At 48.8% G+C, this 19,004-nt stretch carries 19 protein-coding genes; all 19 read right to left on the minus strand.

All coding sequences use genetic code 11. The features are described 5' to 3' along the window. Positions 1 to 3: 3 nt before the first annotated feature. The gene (locus OCV96_RS14675) at positions 4 to 1,554 is read right to left on the minus strand and encodes a Y-family DNA polymerase (RefSeq protein WP_262594789.1); all 1,551 of its coding nucleotides are present in this window, start codon (positions 1,552 to 1,554) and stop codon (positions 4 to 6) included. Between the two features lie 136 nt (positions 1,555 to 1,690). Beyond that, positions 1,691 to 2,701 carry a GGGtGRT protein gene (locus OCV96_RS14680; RefSeq protein WP_118503774.1) on the minus strand — a complete coding sequence of 337 codons (1,011 nt, stop codon included), beginning with the start codon at positions 2,699 to 2,701 and terminating at the stop codon, positions 1,691 to 1,693. A 20-nt stretch (positions 2,702 to 2,721) separates the two neighbouring features. Then, on the minus strand, positions 2,722 to 3,414 hold the full coding sequence (locus OCV96_RS14685) for an iron-sulfur cluster assembly scaffold protein (protein WP_022155100.1): 693 nt from the start codon (positions 3,412 to 3,414) through the stop codon (positions 2,722 to 2,724). 206 nt (positions 3,415 to 3,620) lie between these two features. After that, the gene (locus tag OCV96_RS14690; protein WP_118503773.1) at positions 3,621 to 4,172 is read right to left on the minus strand and encodes an inorganic diphosphatase; all 552 of its coding nucleotides are present in this window, start codon (positions 4,170 to 4,172) and stop codon (positions 3,621 to 3,623) included. A gap of 111 nt (positions 4,173 to 4,283) precedes the next feature. Continuing rightward, a complete protein-coding gene (locus OCV96_RS14695; protein ID WP_262594790.1) occupies positions 4,284 to 5,531 on the minus strand; it encodes a glutamate-5-semialdehyde dehydrogenase in 1,248 nt (415 codons plus the stop codon). Between the two features lie 29 nt (positions 5,532 to 5,560). Beyond that, on the minus strand, positions 5,561 to 6,136 hold the full coding sequence (locus tag OCV96_RS14700; protein WP_227733229.1) for a 5-formyltetrahydrofolate cyclo-ligase: 576 nt from the start codon (positions 6,134 to 6,136) through the stop codon (positions 5,561 to 5,563). Further along, positions 6,133 to 6,351 carry a DUF896 domain-containing protein gene (locus tag OCV96_RS14705; RefSeq protein ID WP_022312795.1) on the minus strand — a complete coding sequence of 73 codons (219 nt, stop codon included), beginning with the start codon at positions 6,349 to 6,351 and terminating at the stop codon, positions 6,133 to 6,135. The genes OCV96_RS14700 and OCV96_RS14705 overlap by 4 nt, the downstream gene beginning before the upstream one ends. A gap of 29 nt (positions 6,352 to 6,380) precedes the next feature. Continuing rightward, positions 6,381 to 7,253, minus strand: coding sequence for a glutamate 5-kinase (proB, locus tag OCV96_RS14710; RefSeq protein ID WP_022312796.1), 873 nt, complete (start codon positions 7,251 to 7,253; stop codon positions 6,381 to 6,383). Between the two features lie 116 nt (positions 7,254 to 7,369). Then, a complete protein-coding gene (locus OCV96_RS14715; RefSeq protein WP_022312797.1) occupies positions 7,370 to 9,010 on the minus strand; it encodes an NAD(P)/FAD-dependent oxidoreductase in 1,641 nt (546 codons plus the stop codon). 86 nt (positions 9,011 to 9,096) lie between these two features. Next, the gene (locus OCV96_RS14720) at positions 9,097 to 10,323 is read right to left on the minus strand and encodes a BaiN/RdsA family NAD(P)/FAD-dependent oxidoreductase (RefSeq protein WP_262594791.1); all 1,227 of its coding nucleotides are present in this window, start codon (positions 10,321 to 10,323) and stop codon (positions 9,097 to 9,099) included. 23 nt (positions 10,324 to 10,346) lie between these two features. After that, the gene (locus tag OCV96_RS14725; protein ID WP_022312799.1) at positions 10,347 to 11,009 is read right to left on the minus strand and encodes a TM2 domain-containing protein; all 663 of its coding nucleotides are present in this window, start codon (positions 11,007 to 11,009) and stop codon (positions 10,347 to 10,349) included. Between the two features lie 84 nt (positions 11,010 to 11,093). Next, the gene (locus OCV96_RS14730) at positions 11,094 to 12,692 is read right to left on the minus strand and encodes an MATE family efflux transporter (protein WP_262594792.1); all 1,599 of its coding nucleotides are present in this window, start codon (positions 12,690 to 12,692) and stop codon (positions 11,094 to 11,096) included. Positions 12,693 to 12,725: 33 nt separating this feature from the next. Then, positions 12,726 to 13,241: an rRNA maturation RNase YbeY gene (gene ybeY, locus OCV96_RS14735; protein WP_022312801.1), complete on the minus strand. Its 516-nt coding sequence runs from the start codon at positions 13,239 to 13,241 to the stop codon at positions 12,726 to 12,728. Beyond that, positions 13,225 to 14,400: a hypothetical protein gene (locus OCV96_RS14740; protein ID WP_262594793.1), complete on the minus strand. Its 1,176-nt coding sequence runs from the start codon at positions 14,398 to 14,400 to the stop codon at positions 13,225 to 13,227. The genes ybeY and OCV96_RS14740 overlap by 17 nt, the downstream gene beginning before the upstream one ends. 2 nt (positions 14,401 to 14,402) lie before the next feature. Beyond that, entirely contained in the window at positions 14,403 to 15,416 is a 1,014-nt protein-coding gene (locus tag OCV96_RS14745; RefSeq protein WP_118503757.1) for a PhoH family protein, read from the minus strand. Positions 15,417 to 15,423: 7 nt separating this feature from the next. Next, positions 15,424 to 16,659 (minus strand): sporulation protein YqfD, encoded by a 1,236-nt coding sequence (locus tag OCV96_RS14750; RefSeq protein ID WP_262594794.1) that lies wholly within the window; start codon positions 16,657 to 16,659, stop codon positions 15,424 to 15,426. A gap of 24 nt (positions 16,660 to 16,683) precedes the next feature. Beyond that, on the minus strand, positions 16,684 to 16,953 hold the full coding sequence (locus OCV96_RS14755) for a YabP/YqfC family sporulation protein (protein WP_227062202.1): 270 nt from the start codon (positions 16,951 to 16,953) through the stop codon (positions 16,684 to 16,686). A 48-nt stretch (positions 16,954 to 17,001) separates the two neighbouring features. Further along, positions 17,002 to 18,306, minus strand: a complete 1,305-nt coding sequence (locus tag OCV96_RS14760; RefSeq protein WP_118669132.1) for a pyrimidine-nucleoside phosphorylase — start codon at positions 18,304 to 18,306, stop codon at positions 17,002 to 17,004. Between the two features lie 44 nt (positions 18,307 to 18,350). Beyond that, a complete protein-coding gene (locus tag OCV96_RS14765; RefSeq protein WP_022312807.1) occupies positions 18,351 to 18,986 on the minus strand; it encodes an endonuclease III domain-containing protein in 636 nt (211 codons plus the stop codon). Between the last annotated feature and the right edge of the window lie 18 nt (positions 18,987 to 19,004).

A 19,004-nucleotide genomic window follows, 5' to 3' on the forward strand; every position in this document is an offset into this window, starting at 1 on the left:
ATATTATGCCTTATGTCCGCCAATCTGACGGTTCCTGTCTATGGTTGTGGCTCCCTCCTGCAGATCGGCAGCCTTCAGAATCGCATTCTTTCCATACTTTGATTTTACGCTTAGCATTGCTTCCTGCAAGTGTTTTTCTTTTTCCAGCCGTTCCTTTTCCAGCTGCTTTGTTTCCCAGGAAGTTTCCTTCTGCCCCGTTTGCAAAAAGCCTCCGGAGAACAGATCCAGCTGTTCGTAGAACGGCTCTTCCTTTACGCTGTCCGCATCCTTTAGATGATTGGCCACAAGAGTGATTCTTCGGGTCAGCAGCATGGGATCTACAATCCGTTCATATAATCCCATTGTTGTCTCTGTAATCCTGCTGACTGACGCAGTCATTGCATCAAGGTTTCCAGTGCCGTGGGCATGCTTCGGCACGCTTCTGCCATAACGATCTACCGTGATTTCACCATGATAATGATCTGCGATCTCCGGAATCTTCAGGTTGTCAATATCATAGCCAACAGTCAGCACGATCTGATCTGTGACCAGCTTTTTTTCCACCAGATCCATTGCCAGTTGTTCTGCCATTTCCCGGACTACGATCTTGGCCTGCATAAAATCCGTGGCGCAATGCAGTACCTGACCGGAGCTGATACAGTTAGTCTCCGGTCGATAGGATTTGATCAGGTCCATGGTCACCGGCTCATACCCCCAGGCATGATCGATCAAAAGCTCCGCATTGATGCCGAACATCCGGTACAGCAAATCTTCGTTATAGTAATCTCCCGGTCCTCCGATAGAGCATCTGGCCACATCGCCCATGGTAAACATTCCGGCGGCTTCCAGCTTCTTGCGGTATCCGGCGCCGACTCTCCAGAAATCCGTCAGCGGCCTGTGATCCCACAAAAGTTCCCGATAGCTGATCTCATCCAATTCGGCGATCCGGACTCCGTTATCATCCGGTTCCATATGCTTCGCTACAATATCCATGGCAATCTTGCACAGGTACAGATTGGTTCCGATTCCTGCTGTGGCGGTCAGCCCTTTTTTCTCCAGAATCTCTGTTGCAATTCTGGATGCTAGTTCTCTCGCTGTCATACCATAGGTCTTCAGGTATTGTGTCACATCCAGAAACACTTCATCAATAGAATAGACATGAATATCTTCCGGTGCGATATATTTCAAATAAATATTATAGATCTGGGTACTATATTCCAGATATCTCGCCATCCGGGGCGTGGCGGTCACAAAACCAACTTCCAGTTCCGGATGCCTCTGCAATTCATCCGCAAAGGTGCTTTTTCCCAAAAATCTGCCGCCAGGGGACCGCACTTTCCGCATGGCATTTACTTCTCTTACTTTGGAGATCACTTCGAACAGTCTTGCCCGTCCCGGGATTCCATAGGATTTCAGAGAGGGAGATACCGCCAGGCAGATGGTCTTCTGCGTCCGGGAAGCATCCGCCACCACCAGATTCGTATTCAAAGGATCCAGCCCTCTGTCAACGCACTCCACGGAGGCATAAAAAGACTTCAGATCCATGGCAATATAAGTATGGGATTGTGATTCCATTGCTGCCTCCTTTCAAACACTTTCTATAAATGATTATAGCAGAATGCATGTTCGATTACAAAGTAATTTTGTGGAAATAAAGACTCCCGAACAATGTCGGGAGCCTTGAAATCCTTGATTTATCTGATTTTATGTTTTAGAACTTACCAGCCTTAGCAGCTTCCTCGATGGATACAGCAACAGCTACGGTAGCACCTACCATCGGGTTGTTGCCCATGCCGATCAGACCCATCATCTCAACGTGTGCAGGTACGGAGGAAGAACCAGCGAACTGCGCGTCAGAGTGCATACGGCCCAGAGTATCGGTGAAACCGTAAGAAGCGGGACCTGCAGCCATGTTATCGGGATGCAGAGTACGTCCGGTACCGCCGCCGGAAGCTACGGAGAAGTACTTCTTGCCTGCTTCCAGTCTCTCCTTCTTGTAAGTACCAGCTACGGGATGCTGGAATCTGGTAGGGTTGGTAGAGTTACCGGTGATGGATACGTCTACGTTCTCCTTCCACATGATAGCTACGCCTTCGGGAACGCTGTTAGCGCCGTAGCAGTTAACCTTAGCACGAAGTCCCTCGGAGTAAGCGATTCTCTCTACTTCGGTAACGGTGTTGGTGTAAGGATCATAAGAGGTCTCAACAAAGGTAAATCCGTTGATACGGGAAATAATCTTTGCAGCATCCTTACCAAGACCGTTCAGGATAACACGTAAAGGCTTCTGACGAACTTTGTTAGCCTTCTCTGCGATACCGATAGCACCTTCTGCTGCTGCGAAGGACTCATGTCCTGCCAGGAAACAGAAACAGTCAGTATCCTCTTCCAGCAGCATCTTGCCCAGGTTACCATGGCCAAGACCTACCTTACGGGTATCAGCAACGGAACCGGGGATACAAAATGCCTGTAAACCTTCGCCGATAGCTGCAGCTGCTTCAGATGCCTTTCTGCAGCCTTTCTTGATTGCGATTGCAGCGCCTACAGTGTAAGCCCAGCAAGCATTTTCAAAACAGATGGGCTGGATCTTCTTTACCTGATCGTATACATCCAGGCCTGCATCTTTTGTGATCTTCTCTGCTTCTTCGATAGAGGAGATACCATAGCTGTTCAGTACAGCGTTGATCTTATCAATACGTCTTTCATATGATTCAAATAAAGCCATTTTTTCTGTCCTCCTGTATCTTATTGTTTTCTGGGATCGATGATCTTAACTGCATCGTCTACACGACCATACTGGCCCTTAGCCTTCTCCCATGCAGTGTTGGCATCGTCACCCTTCTTGATGAAGTCGGTCATCTTGCCCAGGTTAACAAACTGGTAACCGATGATCTGATCATCCTTGTCCAGAGCAATACCGGTTACATAACCTTCTGCCATCTCCAGATAACGGGGACCCTTCTTCAGAGTACCGTACATAGTACCAACCTGGCTTCTTAAGCCCTTACCAAGGTCTTCCAGACCTGCGCCTACAGGCAGACCTTCCTCAGAGAATGCACTCTGGGTACGACCATAAACGATCTGTAAGAACAGCTCTCTCATAGCGGTATTGATTGCATCACATACAAGGTCAGTATTTAAAGCTTCCATAACGGTCAGACCGGGCAGGATTTCAGCAGCCATAGCTGCGGAGTGAGTCATACCGGAACATCCAACGGTCTCAACCAGAGCCTCCTGGATGATACCTTCCTTAACGTTCAGGGTCAGTTTACATGCACCCTGCTGAGGTGCACACCAGCCCACACCGTGAGTCAGACCGGAAATATCCTTAACTTCTTTTGCCTGCACCCATTTTGCCTCTTCGGGAATGGGAGCACAACCATGATGTACGCCCTGTGCAACGGGACACATTTCTTCAACTTCTTTTGAATAAATCATGTGAAATCTCCTTTCAATATGTACTTATAATACTATTGATAAAATAATATCATAATGGTCGTGTTCATTCTCTCATATTTCCTTTAAAAAATCTAGGGGTTTTGACAATTTTTTTCAATAGTTTATAGAAATAAACACCGTATCCCCCAATGAACTGCATGGGAAATACGGTGCTTTGTGATTGTTGAAAATCAATTATCAACAGCTTACCAACTCTTGATAAAGGTATCAATGTAATTGTCCAGACACTTTTTAATGACTTCAATTGCCTCATCTCTGTTGCCCTTTTCATTGACAGCAGTGGTCTTGTTCTCCAGTGCCTTATATACTGTGAAGAAATGCTCCATCTCGTCCACCACATGACTGGGCAGCTCGGAAATATCATGATAGCAGTTGTAATTGGGATCATTGAAAGGAACTGCAATGATCTTCTCGTCATTTTTGCCGTTGTCCAGCATGGAGATCACGCCGATGGGATACGCTCTTACCAGTGTCATGGGCTGTACCGGCTCGGAACACAGTAACAATACGTCTAACGGGTCACCATCATCACCGTAGGTTCTGGGAATAAAACCGTAGTTCGCAGGATAATGAGTGGAGGTATGCAGGATACGATCCAGGATCAGAAGGCCTGTCTCCTTGTCCAGTTCATACTTGTTCTTGCTGCCCTTGGAGATCTCGATGACACAGACAAAATCTGTGGGAGTGACTCTCTGGGTGCTCATAGTGTGCCAAATACTTCCATTTACTTCTTTCATAAATCTTCTCCTCTTCCTCTATAGTTATTTCCGACAGATGTCTTTGCATACAGAACAAAATATCCAGCCGGAGAATACGCAGATTATCCGCCTGTGGCGGGTCGCAAATGTTTATCTGCGGATCTGACCGTTTCCATGTATCTTGTATTTATAGGAGGTCAGCTCCTTCAGGCCCATGGGGCCTCTGGCATGCAGCTTCTGGGTGCTGATACCGATTTCTGCACCAAATCCAAACTCGAAACCGTCTGTAAATCTTGTGGAGGCATTAACATAAACACAGGCTGCATCCACTTCGTTTAAAAATTTCTCTGCAGTCTCCGTATTTTCCGTCACGATACATTCGGAATGCTTCGTATTGTAACGGTTGATATGGGCAATGGCCTCTTCCACGCTGTCCACAGTCTTGACAGACAGAATATAATCCAGATACTCCGTACCGTAATCTTCTTCTGTAGCGGGAATGCAGTCCGGCAGGATCTCCCGGGTGCTTTCGTCTCCCCGCAGTTCTACGTTCTTCGTATTCAGGGCTTCCGCCATCTTCGGAAGGAACTTATCCCGGACGGCACGATGCACCACCAGAGACTCACAGGCATTGCAGACACCGATCCGCTGGGTCTTGGCATTCATCAGTATTTTTACCGCCATATCCACATCCGCATCCTTGTCCACATAGACGTGGCAGTTGCCGGTTCCGGTCTCTATGACGGGGATCGTGCTGTTCTCCACCACGCTGCGGATCAGTCCCGCACCGCCTCTTGGGATCAGCACATCCACATATTCCTTCATCTTCATAAACTGCGCAGTGACCGCACGATCCGTATCTTCGATCAGCTGTACGGCAGTCCTGGGCATACTGCAGGCTTCCAGTGCATCCTGTAATACTTTGACAATAGCGATATTGGAATGAATGGCATCGCTGCCTCCCTTTAAGATCACTGCATTTCCCGTCTTAAAGCACAATCCGAAGGCATCCGCCGTCACGTTGGGACGAGCCTCATAGATAATGCCGATAACCCCTAACGGTACTCTGACTTTATCGATTTTCAGTCCGTTGGGACGTTCGAAATGTTCCATGGTCTCACCGATGCAATCCGGAAGAGCCGCAATCTGCCGAAGGCCCTCTGCAATCTGCGCGATTCTCTCTCCGGTAAGCTTCAGACGATCCAGCAGTCCCGGATTCATTCCGTTGTTTTTCCCGTTTTCCAGATCCAGTACGTTGGCTGCAAGGATCTCTTCCTGTCTTTCACACAGATCATTTGCCGCTGTCTGCAGCGCCTTGTTTTTCTCTTCTGTAGTAAGCTTCTGCAATACATATTTGGCATCGCAGGCATTTTTTCCCAGTTCTAAAAGTTCCGACATTCCTTCCCCGCCTTTCCAAAACCAAAGATTTATACCAAAATCACCTGATAGGGCTTTACATCTGTCTCTTCCACAGGAACACTTTCGACCTGCTGGCAGCGGAACCCGACAGCAATACTGCGAAGTCTTAAGGCTTCCCTGTCTGCCAGATAGCGGTCATAAAATCCGCCGCCGTATCCCATCCGGTTGCCCAGGGGATCAAATACACTTCCCGGCATCAGAAGCAGACAGTTTGCTGCCTCTTCGGGAGCATATTCATAGCTCTCCGTATTGCCTTCCGGCTCCGGGATTCCCTTATAGCCCTCTTTCAATTCCGCCAGGGATTGAATCCGGTAAAAACGCATTTCCTGACCTTCCACCTTCGGAACATAGACACGTTTGCCATCCTGCAGGGCATTCTCCAGAATCTCTGTCGTGCAGATTTCACTTCCGTAGCTGACAAAGCCCAGAATCGTATCCGAGAGGTAATACCACTGGTGTCCCAGAATCCGCTCGGTAATGAGAAGATTCCCTCTCTCCCGTTCCGGCTCCGTCAGTGCCGCCCTGCGGGCCAACACTTCCCTGCGCAGTTTCTTTTTCACTTCTCTGCGTTCTTCAGTGCTCATTTCTTCTTTTTATAGGACGGCTTTAATTTTTCAATGGTGCCGTCCGGCCTTTCGATTTCGATGCTGTCCAGCTGCGCCTTCATATTGCGCTTGATGCTGTCCACGTATTCCTGTCTGAGAATGGACTGTTCCAGCTTTTCTTCGTCGGTCAGTCCCTCGCTCTGAGATTTATGATAAAGCTCATTGATGCGCTTTATTCTTTCATCCATATTCATAATGTATTCCTCTTTTCGTTGACGTATCATCACTGATTTTTGTGCAGATTCTGTACAAATTCCGGCAGATCAAAGCTTTCATCCTTATGTGCCACGAATAAAGTACCTTCGTTTTCACCGGATAACAGACGATGAAGTACTCCGATGTCCTTGCTGTTGGCAATGATCATATCCACATCCGAACTGGTGGCAATCTTCGCTGCAATCATTTTGGTATTCATGCCGCCGGTCCCCACATTACTGCCGGTACTGGCCTTGCCCATATGCATGAATTCCTCCGTGAGTTCATCCACCTGTTCGATAAATTCCGCATTGGGATTCTGCCTGGGATCATCGGTGTAGAGGCCATCGATATCTGACAACAGGATCAGCAGATCTGCATCGATCAGTGCTGCCACAATAGCCGACAGGGTATCGTTGTCACCGATCTCAATCTCGTAGGTCGCTACCGTATCATTTTCATTGACAACGGGAATTGCTCCCATTTTCAATAGCTGGGTGAAGGTATTATGGGCATTGTAGCGGTTCAGATTGTCCACGATGGTATTTTTCGTCATCAGGATCTGTGCTGCCACCTGATTGTACTCCGCAAAAAGCTTCTGGTAGGTCATCATCAGTCTTGCCTGGCCGATGGCGGAACAGGCCTGCTTGATCGCCATGGATTCTGCCTGAGTCTGCCCCTCCGTAGTCTTTAAATGCACTGCCTGTTTTCCGGCGGCGATAGCACCGGAAGTCACAAGTACGACTTCTTTCCCCTGATTGCTGATATCGCAAAGCTCTCTTACCAGCTTTTCCAGACGAGTATAATCCAGGTCTCCCGTCTCGGCATGCTGTAAGGAGGAAGAACCGATCTTAACGACGATTCTTTTCTTATCCTTGATTTGTTCCCTTATGTTATTCACGTGATTGCCTTTCTAAGTCCATATTATTACAGTAATATTCAGCGCCTCCCCCGAAAAACCGATCTGCAGGATGCAATCTCTGAATATTTGAATCATATAACATTTTCTGCCATACGTCAACGCTGTAGCGGAGCAAACTGTGAAGCGATCTGTTCTGCTACGCGGATACCGTCCATGGCGGCGGAAGTGATTCCTCCGGCATATCCGGCCCCCTCTCCACAGGGATAGCAACCCCGGATGGCAGACTGTAACTCTTCATCCCGTTCGATCCGCACCGGGGAAGACGTCCTGCTTTCCACACCGGTCAGGATCGTTCCCGGAGAGGCAAAGCCGTGGATCTGTCTGTCAAAGCTGTCCATCCCCTCCACGAAGGCCCGGTTACACTCTGCCGGAAGAATTCCGGTAAGATCCGCCCATTCATAAGCACCTTTACACTGTGGTTCCAATGCTTCCGGGCCACTTCTTTGTACTCCGTCCGTTTCCGCAGGATGCTCTCCGGTGACTTTCTCCCTAAAATCTCCGTACCGCTGTACCGGCAGTTTCCCATCGCATAATTCATAAGCTCTCTGTTCCAGTCCCCGCTGGAATTCGATTCCTGCCAGTGGATGATCGGAACCGTAATCCGCAGGAGTCACCGCAACGATAATGGCGCTGTTGGCATTTTTCCCGTCACGACCGCTGTAGCTCATACCGTTCACCGCCAGTCTTCCCGGCTCGGAAGATGCGTTGACCACATAGCCGCCCGGACACATACAGAAAGAATACACTCCTCTGCCGGTGCTTGTCTTAGCCGTCACCTTATAAGCCGCTGCACCCAGACCTTTTACCGACTCAGCGCCATACTGGCTCATATTGATCAGGCTCTGGGGATGCTCCACACGGAATCCCACTGCAAAAGGTTTCGCCGACATGGGAAACTGCTTCCGGTACAACATGGAAAAGGTATCTCGGGCACTGTGCCCCGGTGCCAGTACCACCTGCTCACAGGGGAGCACTTCCGTGTCATTCACCTTTACTCCTGTGACCTGCCCGTTCTCTGTAAGGATCTCCGTCATCTGACTATGAAATCGGACTTCCCCACCCATACGCAATATTTCTTCCCGCATGCTTTTTACCACTTTGCTCAGGACATCCGTACCAATATGGGGCTTGGCCTGATAAAGAATTGCCGGATCAGCACCGTGCTTTACGAAAGTTTTCAATACTTCCGTATTTCTGCCGTATTTGTCCTTTACCAAAGTATTCAGTTTACCATCCGAAAAAGTTCCAGCACCGCCTTCTCCAAACTGCACATTGGAATCCGGCTTTAATCTGCCCGTCTGCCAGAAAGCTTCTACATCCGCCTGTCTGGCATCCACGTCTGCACCCCGTTCCAGAATGACAGGTGCATAACCGTGCTGTGCCAGATAATATCCGCAAAAAAGTCCAGCAGGACCCATTCCGATGATCACGGTGGGATGCTTCTGCTGCGTTGAGCCTTCTGCCGGAAAAAGATATTCCGTTTTTTCGGTCAGCAGAACATTGGCTTTTCCAAGTCTGCGGCAGGCATCCTTATATACTTTTTCTTCCTTTTTCACCGTTACATTCACACTGTAACTGTAAAAAAGTGCCGGCTTTTTTCTGGCATCCAGAGACTGCCTTACAATCTGCAGTTCGAGGATATCCGCCGCCGGGATCCGTAAGTACTGTGCCGTCTTATGTATAAGCTGCTCCCGGGTATGATCTACCGGAAGCTTCAGCTGATTTAATCTGATCATTTTCATCCTCATATCTTTCAATGACCTGCCGCCTTTCCGGAGCTTTTGCACCTTACGCAGGCATACGTCACGTGTAAAAAATTATTTTATGCTAACGCAGCGTGGTATCCCGCCAGATAACCACTGCTCCAGGCCCATTGGAGATTATAGCCCCCGCATCGGCCATCCACGTCCAGGATCTCCCCCGCAAAATAGACCCCGGAGCAGATCTTTGATTCCATAGTAGGCTTTACTTCCCGTACATCCACGCCTCCGGCGGATACCTGTGCATTTTCGTAAGGATTGCTCTCTGTGATATGCAGTTTCAGGTTACGGCAGAGATTATAATAAGCATGAATCTTTTCCTCCGGGATCTCCTTCATGAGAGTAGCCAGACGAATCCCTGCCATTTTTAGCAGCGCAGCGGTCAGTTTTTTATGTAACATTCCGGTAAAGAATTCCTCTGCTGTCCGGTCTCCCTGTAAAAGTTTCCGCCCTGCCTGTAATTCTTCATAGCTTTCCTGTGTCAGATCCGGCAAAAAGTCAATCTGTGCTGTCACGTTCCGCCTGTCCCTGAGCAGATAGTTCACCCTGCGGCTTAGCTGGAAAATGGGAATGCCTGAGATGCCGTAATCCGTCAGCTGTAGTTCTCCCCGTTCCCGGCATATTTCCCCGCCGTCACAGAAGACCCGGATCTCACTGTCCGCCCGGACACCGGCAATCCCCTTTAGCAGGTCGGTCTCCTTACAGCGCAGCTGCACCAGTGCGGGCACTGAAGGAATGCAGGTGTGTCCCATTTTTTTTGCAATTTTAAATCCACTGCCGTCCGATCCGGTAGCCGGTGCGGCTTTTCCACCACAGGTCACAATCACCGCATCGAACTGCCATGTCTTTTCTCCGTCACTGACCTGCAGCTTTCCGGAGGCCAGCCTTTCGACCTTTGTGATCTTGCACTGATACTGTATCTCCACACCGAGTGCCTGTAATTCATAACGCAGCACGTCCAGCACCGCAGCCGCCTGCTCACACACGGGATAGAGATAGCCATTTTTCTCCTTTACCATCAGACCGATACTTTGGAAAAAGCGTATCGTATCCTCCGTATCAAAATGTTCCAGCACATCCCGGATCCATTCCAAATCTCCGCCGTGATAACACTCCACGGAAAGCGCACGATTTCCCAGATTGCATTTCCCGTTTCCTGTCTGCAATATTTTCTTTCCCACACGGTCATTACGCTCCAGGATCGTCACCTGTGCGCCTTCTTTTGCCGCGGTTATGGCTGCCATCATTCCGGCAGCGCCTCCGCCGATCACACCGATCTGTTTTTTCATCTGCATCACCTTTATTCAGAATTCTAGGACGAATACGTCTCCAGAAAATCATACAATGTTTCTTCATCCGGAACAAACAGCATGTCCATGATCTGGAGCTGTATCTGTTCCGGCAATTCTTCCAGCGAGATCCCGGTATTGATATATACCGTGGATCTGTCTTCCAGATAGACCACCACTTCATTGTCCGACACCGCCAGATAAAAACTTGCGCTGGGCTGGACATAACGGTAATCCATACGGACCATTACTTTTTCCCGGGAAAAAGACAATACCTCCAACCCCACAAAGCCCCGCTCGATCTCCGACAATGGCGGATGGGCCGCATAGAGTTCCATGGTCTCCAGAAAATTTTCCCTGTTCATCCCAATATATTTATGTGGGATCTTCCATGAGGTCTCCACTGTGGTACCCCGTACAATATCTGCCTCTTCCAACACATATTCGGTATCCGCACAAAGTGTCTCCCCGGAGGCTGCCGCCTCCACACTGGGTGCCGCTTCATAAGGATCTGTGTCTGCCGCAGTCTCCTCTTCCGTGAGCGGCAGGGCAAGTCGGTTCTCATTCAGATCCTGCCATTGTCCGGGATAGAAAAAATGAATGCCCCAGACACCAAGAAAGATTCCAAGAATTAAAAACACAACCGGAATCACAAAAAAGTAACTGATACGTTTTACAAATTTCATACTGCCTCACATCCATGATGTTTCTATTGACTCTTTGTATCAGTATCAGTTATTTTATCGAAAATATACATCCGTAAAACAGTTTTAGAGCAGCCGGAGCGTTTTTCCGAAAGCACGCAGCACTTTACCGCCGGGAACATAATTCAGATCCTGTCCACGGAAACTGCGTAACATCAAAAGCAAAAACCAGTAGACCGCACCGGTGATCACCAGTTCCAGCAGCACCGTTACCATCGCCCCCAGATGGGGCAGGCAGATCTTCTCCAGCCCAAAAGCCAGCAATCCGCAGGCACAGCAGCTTCCGGCGGGAATTGCCAGTGTCCGCAACAGATCCGGCCAGGTCTTCATTCGAAGGCAGGCAAGTATGCCGAGAACAATTCCTCCCGCTGCCATCCCCAGAACAAGGCTTAAAGATAATGCCGTTGTTGTATTTCCCGTATTCAGAAGAATCAGCAATATCACGATGCTCACGATATCCAGAATGCCGTATCCTGCCAGGAGCAGATGCTTTTCCCCCCGAAGTTCCAGTATCTCCGAAAAATAAAACAAAAGCAGAAGCCACAGAATCAGCGAAGATCCCGTAGTGAACAAACCGGTAAGTGCCATTTCCGCAGATTTATCCAAAGCCTGTGACAGTGGTGTTGCCAGTACCGCGATCCATGCCGTGAAAAAGAATCCGTGTACCACCGTCCCCTGTACTCCTGCCTGAAATGCAGTTCTGGCATATCTTTCTTCTTTTTTGCGGATATGGCTGCCGGTTCTGGCCACCCCCGGCAGAATTCCCGCACTTAAAATTGCTACGGGCATCAGGATCGTGATCAGATATCTGCCGACGAAAATACCATACGCAGAAACGGATGCATAAATATCCGCCGATCTTTTCTGGAAGAAAAGCAGGCCGACCCACAAAGGCAGTAATAAAAACATGTCTCTGAGAATATCCCCACCCATAGGAATCAGTAATGTACGCAGCTGCGAGGAAAAAGAGTCCGTTCCCTTCATACCGCTTTCCGCTTCTCTTCTGCCTGCCATGCTGCCACGGTAGATCACAAAGACAAATAGCAGTACCAACACCTCCGAAAGCAGCATTCCCACTGCGATACCCATGGCTCCGTACATGGATGTAAAGTCTGCCCTTTTTAATAAAAGACTTACTTTCTCCCCGTAGTTCCGGAAAATCCCCAGGAACACCAGACCCAGGCCCAGGAAAAATACCTGCCGCAGCACCGAAGATACCGCAGATGGCATTTCCGAACCTTCACTCTGAAAATATCCTAAAAATACCGACTGGATACAACGAAGAAAAAGTGCCGGGCTTAAGATCCACAGGATCATGCTTCCGTAAGGCACCAGAAAGACTTTTTCCAAAAGAATCCAGCCCAGACTCATGCACAAAACAGTCCCAAGAAGTCCCTCTGCGATCTGGAACAGCATCATGTTCTTACGCATTCTGGAGACATTCCGATACTGCCCCCTGGCATTTCTGCCCCGAAGCATTCTGCCCATTCTGTCCGGCAGATTTTTCCCGGTAAGCACCCAGAACAGGGCAAATACCAGAACAGCCGCTGCCAGATATCCCAGGCCGTTATCTCCGATGCTTTTCCCGAACACCCAGATATTGATACAGGCAAGGACATAGGAAAAACTCTGTATTTGTCTTCTTTTTACTTCCACCTGATTCATGTAAGCTACCTTTACGTGTATGACACGCCCTTTTTAATCTCTTGTAATTCCAAGGGATGCGAGAACTTGCTCCTGCTTTGCCTCCATTACCTTTGCCTCATCTTCTTCCATATGGTCATAGCCACACAGATGAAGCATACTGTGAGCGACCAGAAATGCGAACTCTCTCTTCTGGCTGTGTCCATAGCTTTCCGCCTGCTCTTTGACCCGGTCCACAGAAATAATGATATCCCCGAGGATCAGTTCTCCTGTATCCGGATCAAAATAATCTGCCTCTCTGTCCTCAGAGATCTCAAAATCCCCAGGCTCATCGAAATCCAGATTGGGGAAGGACAATACATCAGTCTCCCGGTCAATCTTCCGGTATTCCTTATTGTAAGCATGAATACCGTCATTGTCTGTCAACAGTACATTTAACTGGATCTCATAGGGACATCCCTCCATATCCAGAACCGCCGTGGCTACCTGCTCCACGGTCTCCTCTATGGGGAAACTGTTTTCCCCATTTGAAAATGTCTCATCGGTTTCATTTTCAACGTAAAAAGTCATAGTATAATTTCTCCTCCTTGAATATCTTCTGCATCCGATTCCAGCCCCTTAAGGACAGGTCACATTCGCTGAAAATACCTTTTTCCCGGATTCTCTCAAAAATCCTGTCAATCACCTGCTCATAATCCGGCTTCTTCTCCGGTTCCTTCTGCAACAGCAAAAGGATCGCACTGACTACCGCATCCGAACAATACAGCACTGCGGTCTCCGCTTTTTTGTATTTCCGGGTTCCTTTATATTCTTCCAGGATCTCCGATGCGCCTGCCGGGAATTCCATATCCGGTGTCTCCTGCATAAGATCCCAGCCTTTTCTGTGATATAATCCGGCACATTTCAGGGCATCCCTGTCCAGTTCCAGCTTATTTGCGATCCGCTCACAGAAATAGGCTGTATGTACACACAGGAAATATTCGGATCGGTCTTCCTCGCGGTACTTTACCAGTACTTGATTCTCGGTGTCATTCAGTTCCAGATATTTTACACGATCCCTGAACACCACTGTGCCCGAAAAAATTTTCAAAATACCCAGAAGCAGTATTCCCGACACGATCAGATTTGCTGCCGGAACCAGAAACTGTTCCAGACTTAAATGTTCATTGGCAAGCAGTACCACATTTGCGGTCTCGCACAGCAAAAGGCAGAACAGAGATAAGAACAGGGGGATCCCGATGGCAAATTCCTGCTCTAAATGCTGGAAAAGACAGGCTGCAAAAACACCGCTGATAAAATACAGGAAAAAAATGCCCACTGACTGTCCCCACAGCGTGGCAATCATCAGAAACACCCCGGAAAACACAATTCCCACTGATAGATTGCTGAACAGGGACAATACCACAAAGACCGCCAGAAACGGCCATCCTCCCGCCGGAAGGAATGCACAGGCCAGCGAAAACAAAAGGCTGCACCAGACAGCGGTCCAGAATCTCATCAGGTGCTCTCCGTTATCATAATCCAGGCGGGAATCCACTACTTCCCTGCGCAGGAAAAATCCTGACACTGCAAGTCCCAGTGTTGCCATCACGGCATCCCGCAGGGCATTTTCCACAGACAACTGTTTTCCCAAAAGTCCCAGTCCGTAGACTGCGGCACCTCCGATCAGTACCGTAAGCATCTCCGGCAGCAAAAGCCGCGAAAATCCGTTTTTCTCTTTGTTCTTCATATTTATCTGTTTCCTTTATCCGGACGTTTGTTTAATCTCGGACTTCTTTTGCTTTTGATCGTCCGGGCTTCATAGTCATCGTAAGCTTTTACGATCTTCTGTACCAGCGGATGTCTTACCACATCTTTGCTGGTCAAGGTACAGAAGGCAATATCATCGATATTTTTCAGAACTCTGGCTGCTACATCCAGACCGGATTTTGCTCCCACGGGAAGATCCTTCTGGGAGGAGTCACCCGTTACGATCACTTTGGAGCCGAAACCGATACGGGTCAGGAACATTTTCATCTGTGCCGGTGTGGTATTCTGTGCTTCATCCAGAATAATATAGGCATTGTCCAGTGTCCGGCCTCTCATATAGGCAAGCGGTGCCACTTCGATCAGACCCTTTTCCATATTTTTGGCAAAACTTTCCGCTCCCATGATCTGATACAGGGCATCGTACAGGGGACGCAGATACGGGTCTACCTTACTCTGCAGATCACCGGGCAAAAAGCCCAGCTTTTCTCCGGCTTCAATGGCCGGTCTGGTCAGGATGATACGGCTCACCTCGTTGTTCTTAAAAGCGGTGATCGCCATGGCCATGGCCAGATACGTCTTACCGGTACCGGCCGGTCCCAGTCCGAATACGATCATGTTTTTCCGGATGGCATCCACATAAGCCTTCTGCCCCAGGGTCTTGGGCTTGATCGGCTTTCCGCTGATGGTATGGCAGATGCAGTCCGCATCCATCTCCATCAGTTTTTCCTCCTGGTCTTCTTTTCCCATTTCAATGGCATAATCCACGCTCTGTTCTTCGATCTCATTGCCGTGATCCGACAATGCGGTCAGCTGTCGTAATACCCGGGAGGCCTTCGAAACGTTTTCTTCTTCCCCGGTGATCATTACACTTCCATTGCGGTCCACAATAGTTACCTGAAAATCCTGTTCCAGCTTCTTGATGTACGCATCCTGCATACCGAAGATCTTCTGCATCTGTTCTGTATCCATTTCCAGACGGATTGCTGTCACACTCATTTATGTCTTAATCCTCATTTCTGTCCAAATCTTCTGCTCCGGTATCCTCCGCCCGGGAATCTACCAGACTGACCGCCGCTTCCCGCAGCAAAAGTTCCCCGTGTGCGGTCCAGCCGGCGCACTTTGTTTCTATTTTAACATCTTTCGAGATTATTTGTACCCCTTTTTCATCTAAAGTTTCAAGAAAATCCATGATTTTTTTCTGTAAAACCGTTTCTGCTTCCGACACTGTATAATAATATTCTGTTTTCTGATACTCTCTGTACGTGATCCTGCCTACCATGCAGGGGATCTGCAGATACTCCAACGCTTTTACGGGACATGCTTCCAGCACGCTGTCATATTGCAAAAAATCCATTTTTTTCTCCGGTTTCCACTCCCGGTCACCGAAATGGATAAAATAAAATGTCTTTTGTCTTCCGGTGTATTTTTTCCGGATATAATCTGCCGGAAGATATGCCTGAAAGGTTCCGGTATGCTCCAGCACTATATCCGCATCCGGGGTCACCGGCCGATATTCCCTGACGGTTCCATCCTCGGCATAAATGGGGATCCTGCCTTCCACCAGAATATCTCCTTTTGCCACTTCACTGCCTATGGATACTTTCGGGACACCACAACGCACGATCATATCCGTGATCACCCCGTTGCATTCTGCCACCAGATCTTTTCCTGCCCCTGCAGCATCCTGTACGACTTCTGGAACCGACATATCGTTTTCCTTTACTTCGATCACCAGTCTGGTCCCGTCCAGACGGCCGGAGGTCCAGGTAACCTGCGAAAACTTCCGTCTTATCTGTTTTTCCAGCTCACCTATATTCAGTTCACTCCTTCGCATTCCGGTGTGAATGCCCTCCTGCTCCAGGAAGGAATAGAACACGTCATCCGTCACCTGATAATTGCCAGTCACCTGAATATCCCACACAAATAAAGACGAAATCAGCCAGAAAGCCACCGCCAGAAATAAACCTGCCAGAAACGCTTTTCTGCGCAGCATTCCCGGCACAAAAAAGGGTAGTCCATATCTTTCCGATATGACTACCCTTACTTTTGTCTTTCTGGCGATGGGCCGCAGTTCGTAAAAAGACCGCAGGCCGATGCACATGGTATAAACATCTTCCTGTTTTTCTATATTCCACAGCAATATTCCCTTATTACTGCACAGATTGATAAATCGCTGCGGTGCAAAGCCCCATACCCGGATCTTCACATAACCCTGCAGACGTTTGACCCACTCCGTCATCCTGTTAACCTCTCATAAAAATGATTATTCACGCAAATATCGCAGTGCACTGATATTTCCGCTGATCTTCATATCTTCATTGGTATAATAGTCAATGGAAAGCCTGGTTCCCTCCAGGCACACCTGACAGGTCTTGGCCTGCAAAAGGATCCGCTCTCCGGTATATTCCAGGATTCCTCTGTAATTTTCAATCCAGGCTTCGGAGTTTCCCGTCAGCGTCACCCGCAGTGCTCCCATACAGACATCCTTGGGTAACTGCAGGGAATCGATCCATTTTTCTTTTTTCGATGGCATTCTCTTCATTTTCATATAAAACTATATGAAAGCGGATGCCGGAATATGTTACTGTAAAATCCCTTTGATCAGAGGTTCTGCCTCCGGCTGATGGCCGGTGATGAAATAGGCACTCCGGAACTTTTCCTTCGCCGCTTCCAGGCGTTTCTCATCATTGGCATGAAGGTATCCCAGTACCTCTCCCTTTTTCACCGCATCCCCTTTTTTCTTCTCTAAGAGGATGCCAACAGACAGGTCGATCTCACTTTCCTTGGTCTCTCTTCCGCCGCCTAAGAGCAGAGAACAAATTCCGATATCCTCACAGGCAATTTTTTCTACAAAGCCGTCTCTGTCCGCACAGACAGGAACCACCATGGATGCCTTCGGCAGAAGCTCCGGATCCGTTACCGCCGCAGGGTCACCGCCCTGGGCCTCCACAAACTGCTCCAGCTTCCGTAAAGCACTGCCATCTCTGATGACATTTGTAAGCATATTTCTGGCTTCTTCGACACTCTCCGCCTTACTACCGGCAAGTAACATCCGACTTCCCAGTACCATACAAAGTTCTTTGAAATCTTCCGGGCCTTCTCCCCGCAGGGTTGCAATGGCTTCCTTCACTTCCAGGGCATTTCCCACGGCCCGGCCCAGCGGCTGATCCATATCCGAGATTATGGCAATAGTCTTACGTCCGGCATTCTTACCGATCTTCACCATTTCCTCCGCCAGAGCAAAAGCATCCTCCCTGCTCTTCATAAAGGCACCGCTTCCGGTCTTGACATCCAGTACAATGGCATCTGCACCGGCTGCCAGTTTCTTGCTCATGATGGAACTGGCAATCAGGGACATATTATCTACGGTAGCTGTCACATCCCGCAGGGCGTACAGCTTTTTATCCGCCGGTGCCAGATCTGCGGTCTGTCCCATAATGGCAATGCCGATCCGATTCACATTTTCAATAAACTGCTTCGTGGTCAGTGATGTGGAAAATCCGGGAAAGCTTTCCAGCTTGTCAATGGTCCCTCCGGTATGGCCCAGGCCTCTGCCGCTCATCTTGGCCACCGGGATCCCACAGGCAGCCACCATGGGTGTCAATGCCAGAGAAGTCTTATCCCCCACACCTCCGGTACTGTGTTTGTCCACCTTGCAGCCATGGATTCCGGACAGATCCAACATCTCACCACTGTGTGCCATGGCCATGGTCAGTTCATAAGTCTCCTTCTCGGTCATCTTCTGAAAGTAGATCGCCATCATCAGCGCGGATACCTGATAATCAGGAATCTCTCCACGGGTATAGCCCTCGATAAAAAAGTGGATCTCTTCTTTCGAAAGCTCTCCGCCGTTTCTTTTTTTCATGATAATGTCATACATTCTCATAGGCTTTGCTCCTGTCTGCGGCAGTAGATTTCCCTGTCCGCCTTTTATATGCCGACTTTTTTACAGATGTCACTGATACAGCATTTTTCACAGTAAGGATGGGTTCTGGCGGTGCACACTTCTCTGCCGTGATATACCAGTCTGTGGCAGAAATCGCTGCCTTCTTCGGGCGGAATGATCTTCCACAGCTCCTTCTCCACCTTTGCCGGTTCCCTGATCCCGTCCACAAGTCCCATACGGTTCACCAGGCGGATACAGTGGGTGTCTGTCACAATGGCAGGTCTGCCAAAGACATCCCCCATGACCAGATTCGCACTTTTTCTGCCCACTCCAGGCAGAGACAATAATTCGTCAAAATCGTCTGGAACCTTTCCGTCATATTTATCCCGCAGAATCTTCATGCAGGCACTGATATCTCTGGCTTTGCTGTGACCCAGGCCACAGGGCTTTACAATGGCCTCGATCTCTTCCACCGGAGCCTCTGCCAGGGCATCCACATCCGGGAACTTCTCATACAGCTTTTCCACTACGATATTTACCCGGGCATCGGTACACTGAGCTGCCAGGCGGACACTGACAAGCAGTTTCCATGCCTGATCGTAATCCAGAGTGCATCCGGCATCCGGGTATTCCTTTTTCAGACGTTCTATAATTTCTAATGCACGTTGTTTTTTTGTCATATACTTCTACTTTTACTC

Origin of the sequence: Waltera acetigignens (assembly GCF_025567015.1) — a bacterium.
GTDB lineage: Bacteria > Bacillota > Clostridia > Lachnospirales > Lachnospiraceae > Acetatifactor > Acetatifactor acetigignens.

Coding starts and splice junctions, on each gene's coding strand:
- OCV96_RS14745 (WP_118503757.1), bottom strand. CDS start 15,416: ATGAGTGTGACAGCAATCCGTCTGGAAATGGATACAGAACAGATGCAG.
- OCV96_RS14765 (WP_022312807.1), bottom strand. CDS start 18,986: ATGACAAAAAAACAACGTGCATTAGAAATTATAGAACGTCTGAAAAAG.
- OCV96_RS14740 (WP_262594793.1), bottom strand. CDS start 14,400: ATGAAGAACAAAGAGAAAAACGGATTTTCGCGGCTTTTGCTGCCGGAG.
- OCV96_RS14680 (WP_118503774.1), bottom strand. CDS start 2,701: ATGGCTTTATTTGAATCATATGAAAGACGTATTGATAAGATCAACGCT.
- OCV96_RS14715 (WP_022312797.1), bottom strand. CDS start 9,010: ATGATCAGATTAAATCAGCTGAAGCTTCCGGTAGATCATACCCGGGAG.
- ybeY (WP_022312801.1), bottom strand. CDS start 13,241: ATGACTTTTTACGTTGAAAATGAAACCGATGAGACATTTTCAAATGGG.
- OCV96_RS14675 (WP_262594789.1), bottom strand. CDS start 1,554: ATGGAATCACAATCCCATACTTATATTGCCATGGATCTGAAGTCTTTT.
- OCV96_RS14750 (WP_262594794.1), bottom strand. CDS start 16,659: ATGACGGAGTGGGTCAAACGTCTGCAGGGTTATGTGAAGATCCGGGTA.
- OCV96_RS14705 (WP_022312795.1), bottom strand. CDS start 6,351: ATGAATATGGATGAAAGAATAAAGCGCATCAATGAGCTTTATCATAAA.
- OCV96_RS14755 (WP_227062202.1), bottom strand. CDS start 16,953: ATGCCATCGAAAAAAGAAAAATGGATCGATTCCCTGCAGTTACCCAAG.
- OCV96_RS14760 (WP_118669132.1), bottom strand. CDS start 18,306: ATGAGAATGTATGACATTATCATGAAAAAAAGAAACGGCGGAGAGCTT.
- OCV96_RS14725 (WP_022312799.1), bottom strand. CDS start 11,009: ATGAAATTTGTAAAACGTATCAGTTACTTTTTTGTGATTCCGGTTGTG.
- OCV96_RS14685 (WP_022155100.1), bottom strand. CDS start 3,414: ATGATTTATTCAAAAGAAGTTGAAGAAATGTGTCCCGTTGCACAGGGC.
- OCV96_RS14690 (WP_118503773.1), bottom strand. CDS start 4,172: ATGAAAGAAGTAAATGGAAGTATTTGGCACACTATGAGCACCCAGAGA.
- OCV96_RS14695 (WP_262594790.1), bottom strand. CDS start 5,531: ATGTCGGAACTTTTAGAACTGGGAAAAAATGCCTGCGATGCCAAATAT.
- OCV96_RS14720 (WP_262594791.1), bottom strand. CDS start 10,323: ATGAAAAAACAGATCGGTGTGATCGGCGGAGGCGCTGCCGGAATGATG.
- OCV96_RS14700 (WP_227733229.1), bottom strand. CDS start 6,136: ATGAGCACTGAAGAACGCAGAGAAGTGAAAAAGAAACTGCGCAGGGAA.
- OCV96_RS14730 (WP_262594792.1), bottom strand. CDS start 12,692: ATGAATCAGGTGGAAGTAAAAAGAAGACAAATACAGAGTTTTTCCTAT.